7 protein-coding genes and 1 tRNA gene are annotated in these 7,949 nt (G+C 51.4%); 7 read left to right on the forward strand and 1 reads right to left on the reverse strand.

Annotation, left to right across the window (positions count from 1 at the left end; translation table 11 throughout):
- Window positions 1–23 precede the first annotated feature (23 nt).
- The 4 genes from mutY (at window position 24) to ACHHZ7_RS06030 (ending at window position 4,012) form a co-directional block, all read left to right on the forward strand.
- Complete coding sequence (mutY, locus tag ACHHZ7_RS06015; RefSeq protein WP_060683775.1) at window positions 24–1,076, forward strand: A/G-specific adenine glycosylase; 1,053 nt, start codon at window positions 24–26, stop codon at window positions 1,074–1,076.
- Between the two features lie 27 nt (window positions 1,077–1,103).
- Window positions 1,104–1,373, forward strand: coding sequence for an oxidative damage protection protein (locus ACHHZ7_RS06020; protein WP_003027126.1), 270 nt, complete (start codon window positions 1,104–1,106; stop codon window positions 1,371–1,373).
- An 86-nt stretch (window positions 1,374–1,459) separates the two neighbouring features.
- Window positions 1,460–2,545: a membrane-bound lytic murein transglycosylase MltC gene (gene mltC, locus ACHHZ7_RS06025; RefSeq protein ID WP_008785777.1), complete on the forward strand. Its 1,086-nt coding sequence runs from the start codon at window positions 1,460–1,462 to the stop codon at window positions 2,543–2,545.
- Between the two features lie 210 nt (window positions 2,546–2,755).
- Window positions 2,756–4,012: a nucleoside permease gene (locus ACHHZ7_RS06030; protein ID WP_008785778.1), complete on the forward strand. Its 1,257-nt coding sequence runs from the start codon at window positions 2,756–2,758 to the stop codon at window positions 4,010–4,012.
- Window positions 4,013–4,064: 52 nt separating this feature from the next.
- Here ACHHZ7_RS06030 and ACHHZ7_RS06035 read toward each other — a convergent pair whose 3' ends face one another.
- On the reverse strand, window positions 4,065–6,200 hold the full coding sequence (locus ACHHZ7_RS06035; protein WP_060683238.1) for an ornithine decarboxylase: 2,136 nt from the start codon (window positions 6,198–6,200) through the stop codon (window positions 4,065–4,067).
- 468 nt (window positions 6,201–6,668) lie between these two features.
- Here ACHHZ7_RS06035 and ACHHZ7_RS06040 point away from each other — a divergent pair, with 468 nt between their 5' ends.
- The 3 genes from ACHHZ7_RS06040 to ACHHZ7_RS06050 all read left to right on the forward strand — a co-directional run.
- Window positions 6,669–7,376, forward strand: coding sequence for a DUF554 domain-containing protein (locus tag ACHHZ7_RS06040; RefSeq protein ID WP_060683237.1), 708 nt, complete (start codon window positions 6,669–6,671; stop codon window positions 7,374–7,376).
- Window positions 7,377–7,481: 105 nt separating this feature from the next.
- Window positions 7,482–7,557 (forward strand) — tRNA-Phe (locus ACHHZ7_RS06045).
- A gap of 321 nt (window positions 7,558–7,878) precedes the next feature.
- Window positions 7,879–7,949, forward strand: a 71-nt coding sequence (locus ACHHZ7_RS06050) for an IS1 family transposase (RefSeq protein WP_001568368.1), incomplete at its 3' end; no start/stop codon positions are given.

Below are 7,949 nucleotides of genomic sequence, written 5' to 3' on the forward strand. Positions count from 1 at the left end.
CCGGCAATAATGAAACGGTAATCATGCAAGCGTCTCAATTTTCGGCTCAGGTTTTGAGCTGGTACGACAAATACGGGCGGAAAACGCTGCCCTGGCAAATTGACAAGACGCCTTACAAAGTATGGCTCTCTGAGGTAATGCTGCAACAAACTCAGGTTGCGACCGTTATCCCCTATTTTGAGCGCTTTATGGCGCGCTTCCCAACGGTAACGGATTTGGCCCATGCGCCGCTGGATGAAGTTCTGCATTTGTGGACCGGGCTGGGTTATTACGCCCGTGCGCGTAATCTGCATAAAGCCGCGCAGCAGGTTGTGACGCTGCATAGCGGTATATTTCCGCAAACCTTTGATGAAGTAGCCGCCCTACCTGGCGTCGGACGTTCAACCGCAGGCGCGATCCTTTCTCTCTCTCTGGGTCAGCATTTTCCGATTCTCGACGGTAACGTCAAACGCGTGCTGGCTCGCTGTTATGCTGTAAGCGGCTGGCCGGGTAAAAAAGAGGTCGAAAAGAAGCTGTGGGAGCTGAGCGAGCAAGTTACGCCGGCCCAGGGTGTTGAGCGTTTTAATCAGGCGATGATGGATTTAGGCGCCATGGTCTGTACGCGCTCAAAACCTAAATGTTCCCTGTGTCCGTTGGAAAATGGCTGTGTGGCGAGCGCCAGTGCAAGTTGGGCGCTGTATCCCGGTAAAAAGCCCAAACAGACGTTACCGGAACGAACGAGCTATTTTTTACTGATGCAGCATGATGACGAAGTGCTGCTCTCACAGCGACCGCCCAGCGGCTTATGGGGTGGCTTATACTGTTTTCCGCAGTTTGACGACGAAGATGGACTGCGCAACTGGCTGGCGCAACGACAAATTAACGCAGATAATCTGACCCAACTTAATGCGTTTCGCCATACCTTTAGCCATTTCCACTTAGATATTGTGCCTATGTGGCTTCCCGTGTCTTCATTCACCTCATGCATGGATGAAGGCAACGCGCTCTGGTATAACTTAGCGCAACCGCCGTCGGTCGGACTGGCGGCTCCCGTGGAGCGTTTGTTACAGCAATTACGTGCCGGTACACACGTTTAACGTACCGGACGATAGAGAGGACTTTTTATGAGCAGAACGATTTTTTGCACTTTCCTGCAACGCGAAGCAGAAGGCCAGGATTTTCAGCTGTACCCGGGCGATCTGGGAAAACGCATTTATAACGAGATTTCTAAAGAAGCATGGGCGCAATGGCAGCATAAACAGACCATGCTGATTAACGAGAAAAAACTCAATATGATGAACGTCGAACACCGTAAGTTACTGGAACAGGAGATGATTAACTTCCTGTTTGAAGGTAAGGATGTGCATATTGAAGGCTATACGCCAGAATCATAAGAACCGTTGCCGGATGGCGCTGCGCTTATCCGGCCTACGATTTAATCTGGTCCTTGCAAACAACAAACACAACACGCACTCCCGGAATGATGAAAAAATTTCTCGCGCTTGCCGTTATTGCGCCGTTGCTCATCTCCTGTTCCAGTTCGACCAAAAAAGGCGATTCCTATAACGAAGCCTGGGTCAAGGATACCAACGGTTTTGATATTCTGATGGGGCAATTTGCCCATAATATTGAGAATTTGTGGGGATTTAAGGAAGTGCTGATTGCGGGTCCGAAGGACTACGTAAAGTATACCGATCAGTATCAAACCCGCAGCCACATCAACTTTGATGACGGTACGATAACCGTCGAGACCATTGCCGGGACAGATCCCGCCGGACACCTGCGTCGGGCGATTATCAAGACATTGCTGATGGGCGATGATCCGGGTTCTATCGACCTCTATTCCGATGTCGACGACATTAAGATTTCCAAAGAACCATTCCTGTACGGACAGGTGGTTGATAATACCGGCCAGCCCATTCGTTGGGAGGGGCGTGCCACCAACTTTGCCAACTACCTGCTGCAAACACGACTTAAAAGCCGCAGCAATGGCCTGCGTATCATCTATAGCGTGACGATCAATCTGGTGCCGAACCACCTTGATAAGCGCGCGCATAAATACGTTGGCATGGTGCGTCAGGCTTCACGTAAGTATGGCGTCGACGAGTCGCTGATTCTGGCTATCATGCAAACCGAATCCTCGTTTAACCCGTATGCGGTGAGCCATGCCGATGCGCTGGGACTGATGCAGGTGGTACAGCACAGCGCCGGGAAAGATGTGTTCCGCTCGCAAGGGCGCTCAGGCACACCAAGCCGTAGCTTCTTATTTGACCCGGCCAGCAACATTGATACCGGTACGGCCTATCTGGCAATGCTCAACAATGTCTATTTGGGCGGTATCGATAATCCGACCTCACGTCGCTATGCGGTAATCACCGCGTATAACGGCGGCGCGGGCAGCGTGCTACGCGTGTTCTCGAACGATAAAATTCAGGCCGCGAATATCATTAACAGCATGTCTCCAGGTGACGTTTATCAAACGCTGACCACCCGACATCCCTCTGCTGAATCACGCCGATACCTTTACAAGGTCAATTCCGCACAAAAATCCTATCGACGCCGCTAATGTATTCCTCTTCAGCCCCCTAAAACGGGGGCCTGAAGCACCAAAAATGTTAACTCCATCACCCTTTTGCTTTGCAATCAGAAATTGTTTGCAAATATTTGTCACAGGTAACAAAAAAAGAGTGCCTCTCATTGATAGAATCACATCATATAGCCACGGCAAATGTGCCTTTTAAAACATTCATCCGCATTACGGTGTGAGGAAATTAACATGAATCTTAAGCTGCAGCTGAAAGTTCTCTCGTTTCTGCAGTTCTGCTTATGGGGTAGTTGGCTCACTACCCTCGGCTCCTATATGTTTGTCACCCTTAAATTCGATGGTGCATCCATTGGCGCGGTGTATAGCTCGCTGGGGATCGCCGCCGTGTTTATGCCAACGCTGTTAGGGATCGTGGCCGATAAATGGATCAGTGCGAAGTGGGTTTACGCCCTTTGCCACCTGGTCGGCGCAGGAACGCTGTTTGCCGCAGCCGAAGTCACCACGCCAGGGGCCATGTTCTTTGTGATCTTGCTTAACTCCCTGGCCTATATGCCAACACTGGGGCTAATCAACACCATCTCCTACTATCGCCTGCAATCTGCCGGGATGGATATCGTTACCGACTTCCCGCCAATTCGTATCTGGGGCACCATCGGCTTTATTCTGGCGATGTGGGCCGTGAGCTTCTCCGGCTTTGAACTGAGCCATATGCAGCTGTACATCGGTGCGACATTGTCCCTGGTACTGGTATTGTTCACCCTGACGCTGCCGCATATTCCGGTTGCCAATCAGCAGAAAAACCAGAGCTGGACATCAATGCTCGGTCTGGATGCTTTCGCGCTGTTTAAAAACAAGCGTATGGCGATTTTCTTCATCTTCTCAATGATGCTGGGCGCAGAGCTGCAGATTACCAATATGTTTGGTAACACCTTCCTGCACAGCTTCGATAACAACCCACTGTTCTCCGGTAGCTTTATCGTGGAACACGCATCGGTGATGATGTCGATTTCACAGATTTCCGAGACGCTGTTTATCCTGACCATCCCGTTCTTCTTAAGCCGTTACGGTATTAAGAACGTGATGCTTATCAGTATTGTGGCGTGGATGCTGCGCTTCGGCCTGTTTGCCTACGGCGATCCAACGCCGTTCGGTACCGTGCTGCTGGTTCTGTCGATGATTGTTTACGGCTGCGCCTTCGACTTCTTCAACATCTCTGGTTCCGTGTTCGTGGAGAAAGAAGTACGCCCTGAAATCCGCGCCAGCGCACAGGGTATGTTCCTGATGATGACCAACGGTTTCGGTTGTATTCTGGGCGGACTGGTGAGCGGTAAAGTCGTTGAACACTATACGCTGAACGGTATTACCGACTGGCAGACCGTGTGGTTGATCTTCGCAGGTTACTCGCTGGTTCTGGCTTTTGCCTTCGTTGCGCTGTTTAAATACAAACACGTACGCGTTCCAGCAGGTACCCAGACTATCGCGCACTAACGTTTACGTATAGAAAAGCGGGTTGCCAAAAGGTAACCCGCTTTTTTTGCACTTACTTCACCACATATCCATACAGACGCTTAATACCGTCTGCATCCGTTTCACTGTAAACTCCTTGCAGCTCCGGCGAGAAGCCTGGCAGCAGGTTTACGCCCTCTTCCAGCGCCAGGAAATATTGCTGTACCGCCCCACCCCATACTTCGCCCGGTACCACGCACAGCACGCCCGGAGGATAAGGCAGCGCACCTTCCGCCGCAATGCGGCCAGCTGCTTCACTAATCCGCACCAGTTCAACATCACCACGGATAAAAGCGCTGTTCGCATCCTGTGGGTTCATCGCCACGGCAGGTAAACTTTTCTGACGGAACATCGCTTTTTGCAGATCTTTCACATCAAAGCTGACGTACAGTGAGTGCATCTCCTGGCACAGTTCACGCAGGGTGTAATCCCGATAGCGTACCGGATACTTATTGAAGATGGTGGGCAGCACATCTGCCAGCGGCGTATCGTCTTCAATATGCTGCTCAAACTGCGCCAGCATCGCCACCAGTTGCGCCAGTTTCTCTGCGCTTTCTGCCGGGGTCAGCAGGAACAGAATCGAGTTAAGGTCGCATTTCTCCGGCACGATGCCGTTTTCACGCAGGTAATGCGCCAGAATCGTCGCCGGAATACCAAACTCGGTATATTGCCCGGTTTGTGCGTCAATGCCTGGAGTGGTTAACAGCAGTTTGCAAGGGTCAACGAAATACTGGTCGCGCGCGTAGCCGGAAAAACCATGCCATTTAGCACCTGGTTCAAAGCTAAAGAAGCGGCGCTCGCTGGCAATCACCTGCGTCGGATAGCTTTCCCACGGTTTGCCATCAACTACCGGGGGAATAAACGGCTGAATCATCTTGCAGCGGGTAAGAACCGCTTTACGGGCCTCAATGCCCAGCGTCACACACTCCGCCCATAGCCGACGGCCGCTCTCGCCTTCATGGATTTTGGCGTTAACATCCAGCGCCGCAAACAGCGGGTAAAACGGACTGGTAGAAGCATGCAGCATAAATGCATTATTCAGACGCTTATGCGGGCAGAACCGCGCCTGACCGCGAATATGGTTATCCTTTTTGTGGATCTGCGAAGTTTGCGAGAATCCGGCCTGCTGTTTGTGTACCGACTGGGTGACAAAAATCCCCGGATCGTTAGCATCAAGCTCCAGCAGCAGCGGTGACCCATCGGCCATCATCGGAATAAATTGCTCGTAACCGACCCATGCAGAGTCAAACAGGATGTAATCACACAGATGACCGATCTTGTCGATCACCTGCCGGGCATTGTAGATCGTACCGTCATAGGTGCCGAGCTGAATGATCGCCAGACGGAACGGGCGCGGTTGATCGGCCTTTTGCGGCGCAACCTCGCGAAGTTGCTGGCGCAGATACTCCTCATCAAAGCAGTGCTCGTCAATACCGCCAATAAAGCCAAACGGATTACGCGCCGCTTCCAGATACACCGGCGTCGCACCCGCCTGGATCAGCGCACCGTGGTGGTTCGACTTATGGTTATTACGGTCAAACAGCACCAGATCGCCGCGCGTCAGCAGCGCATTGGTTACTACTTTATTGGCCGCAGAGGTCCCGTTCAGCACAAAGTAGGTTTTATCCGCGTGGAAAACTTTCGCGGCAAATTTCTGCGCATGTTTCGCCGAGCCTTCATGAATCAGCAGATCGCCAAGCTTAACGTCGGCGTTGCACATATCCGCGCGAAACAGATTCTCGCCAAAGAACTCGTAGAAATGGCGCCCCGCGGGATGCTTTTTAAAGAACTCACCGTGTTGATGTCCTGGGCAGGCAAATGTGCTGTTCCCCATCTCGACATACTGAGTCAATGTGTCATAGAACGGCGGCAGCAAATTTTCTTCATACTGACAGGCAGCAGACTCCAGCTCCAGCCAGTCCTGCGCCTGACCGCGAATGACCGCATTCACGCCCGCCGGCAGATCAACATCCGACTCTGCGAACAGAAACACGGGTATATGAAAACCGGTGCGTTTCAGCAAAGCAAGGATCCCGCTGCGGCTATCCGCAACGGTAATGACGACTGCCGCAACGTCAGTAAAATCAGTACTGTCCAGCGACACCACCTGACGATGGCTGGACAGACGAGAAACCAGTTCTCCACTGGCGGCAATTTTCATTGATTTCATAAGCGCAATAACCCGTTTCGGGAAAATCAAAAGTCCCGGACAAAGCCATATTGCTTTGCCCACGAAATGACAGGTCAAACTGGTTACCAGCCCCGACCGCCAGACATCAGTAAAAGCAGATAGCCTCTGATTTTACTGTTATCCTGCAGTGAGCGTGCGCTGCCCTCACCGCATGGTGGGAGCGTAAAGATAAGTCGCAGGAAGGGGCAAACGTCGCGCAAAAAGGCGATGTTGAAGGCGATGTAGGGGGAGTAATATCATCCCAGGCAGCCCCATTCAGACAGGAGAAAATTCGCGCAATCATGGCACCTTTCACTTTCAGGCGCAAGATAAAATCCGGAGCCTGAACCTCACAGATAAACAAGCAATCCGCCTGTCAATCGCGGCATAATAATGCAATCTGAAAACATATTTTACCCAGAGAATTGCCTTTAGCATCAAGACGATAATGGGTATGCAGGAGCAAACGTGGTAATTGGACCCTTTATTAATGCTGGCGCCATTTTATTTGGTGGTGTTCTCGGCGCACTACTCAGCCAGCATTTACCGGAACGCATTCGTGCCTCCATGACCTCCATATTCGGACTGTGCTCTTTGGGGATTGGTATTTTGCTGGTTATCAAGTGCGCTAACCTACCGGTGATGGTCCTGGCTACGTTGGTCGGTGCATTAATTGGTGAGTTCTGTTATCTGGAAAAAGGGATCAATACCGCGGTTGCCAAAGCGCAGCAGCTTTTCACCCGGTCGGATGCCAAAACCACGCACGAATCCTTCATCCAGAGCTATGTGGCCATCATCGTGCTATTTTGCGCCAGTGGTACCGGGATCTTCGGGGCTATACATGAAGGGATGACCGGCGACCCGAATATTTTAATCGCCAAATCGTTTCTTGATTTCTTCACGGCCATCATCTTCGCCTGTTCATTAGGTATCGCGGTATCGGCAATTTGTGTACCAATGCTGGCAATCCAGTTAACGCTTGCCACCTGCGCGGCAATGATTTTGCCCCTAACGACGCCAGCCATGATGGCCGATTTCAGCGCCGTAGGTGGGCTACTGTTGTTGGCAACCGGTTTACGTATTTGTGGAATCAAAATGTTTGCGGTTGTGAATATGCTTCCTGCCCTTCTGCTGGCAATGCCGCTTTCCGCCGCGTGGACGGCATTTTTTGCCTGAGAATGCGTGCAATAGCAACAATGTGGTGATAGATTGTGCAGTCTGCGTTGATTTGAAGAAATTTCGTTGACGAAACGAAGCGAATCGGTTTTAATGCGCGTCGTTGCCCGGATAGCTCAGTCGGTAGAGCAGGGGATTGAAAATCCCCGTGTCCTTGGTTCGATTCCGAGTCCGGGCACCACTATTTAAAGAAACCAGCCTACGGGCTGGTTTTTTGCTTTCTGGGGTTCCGGTAGATTTCTGGTCATCTTAGCCACAGTTACCATCACTCGGCCTCTTCCATCCAGCCTGAGCATTTCCTTTTAGCTACTCCCTGCCCTTGCGGTCACAGTGCCGTCTTCTTTTGGGTTTCAAACGGGCAATAAACACAACTCCAACTTCTATGCCTGTCTGGTGGATTCATCACAGCAAGGCAAAATCCGGTCTTTGTCCGGTCTGGAGAAGGAAGGTGATGCTGCCAACTTACTGATTTAGTGTATGATGGTGTTTTTGAGGTGCTCCAGTGGCTTCTGTTTCTATCAGCTGTCCCTCCTGTTCAGCTACTGACGGGGTGGTGCGTAACGGCAAAAGCAC

It is taken from the genome of Citrobacter freundii complex sp. 2024EL-00216 (assembly GCF_043945515.1).
GTDB classification, from domain to species: Bacteria; Pseudomonadota; Gammaproteobacteria; order Enterobacterales; family Enterobacteriaceae; genus Citrobacter; species Citrobacter portucalensis.

What these genes read in the sequence shown, in the direction of transcription:
- ACHHZ7_RS06030 (WP_008785778.1), top strand. Translation starts at nt 2,756, where the DNA reads ATGAATCTTAAGCTGCAGCTGAAAGTTCTCTCGTTTCTGCAGTTCTGC.
- ACHHZ7_RS06020 (WP_003027126.1), top strand. Translation starts at nt 1,104, where the DNA reads ATGAGCAGAACGATTTTTTGCACTTTCCTGCAACGCGAAGCAGAAGGC.
- ACHHZ7_RS06035 (WP_060683238.1), bottom strand. Translation starts at nt 6,200, where the DNA reads ATGAAATCAATGAAAATTGCCGCCAGTGGAGAACTGGTTTCTCGTCTG.
- mutY (WP_060683775.1), top strand. Translation starts at nt 24, where the DNA reads ATGCAAGCGTCTCAATTTTCGGCTCAGGTTTTGAGCTGGTACGACAAA.
- mltC (WP_008785777.1), top strand. Translation starts at nt 1,460, where the DNA reads ATGATGAAAAAATTTCTCGCGCTTGCCGTTATTGCGCCGTTGCTCATC.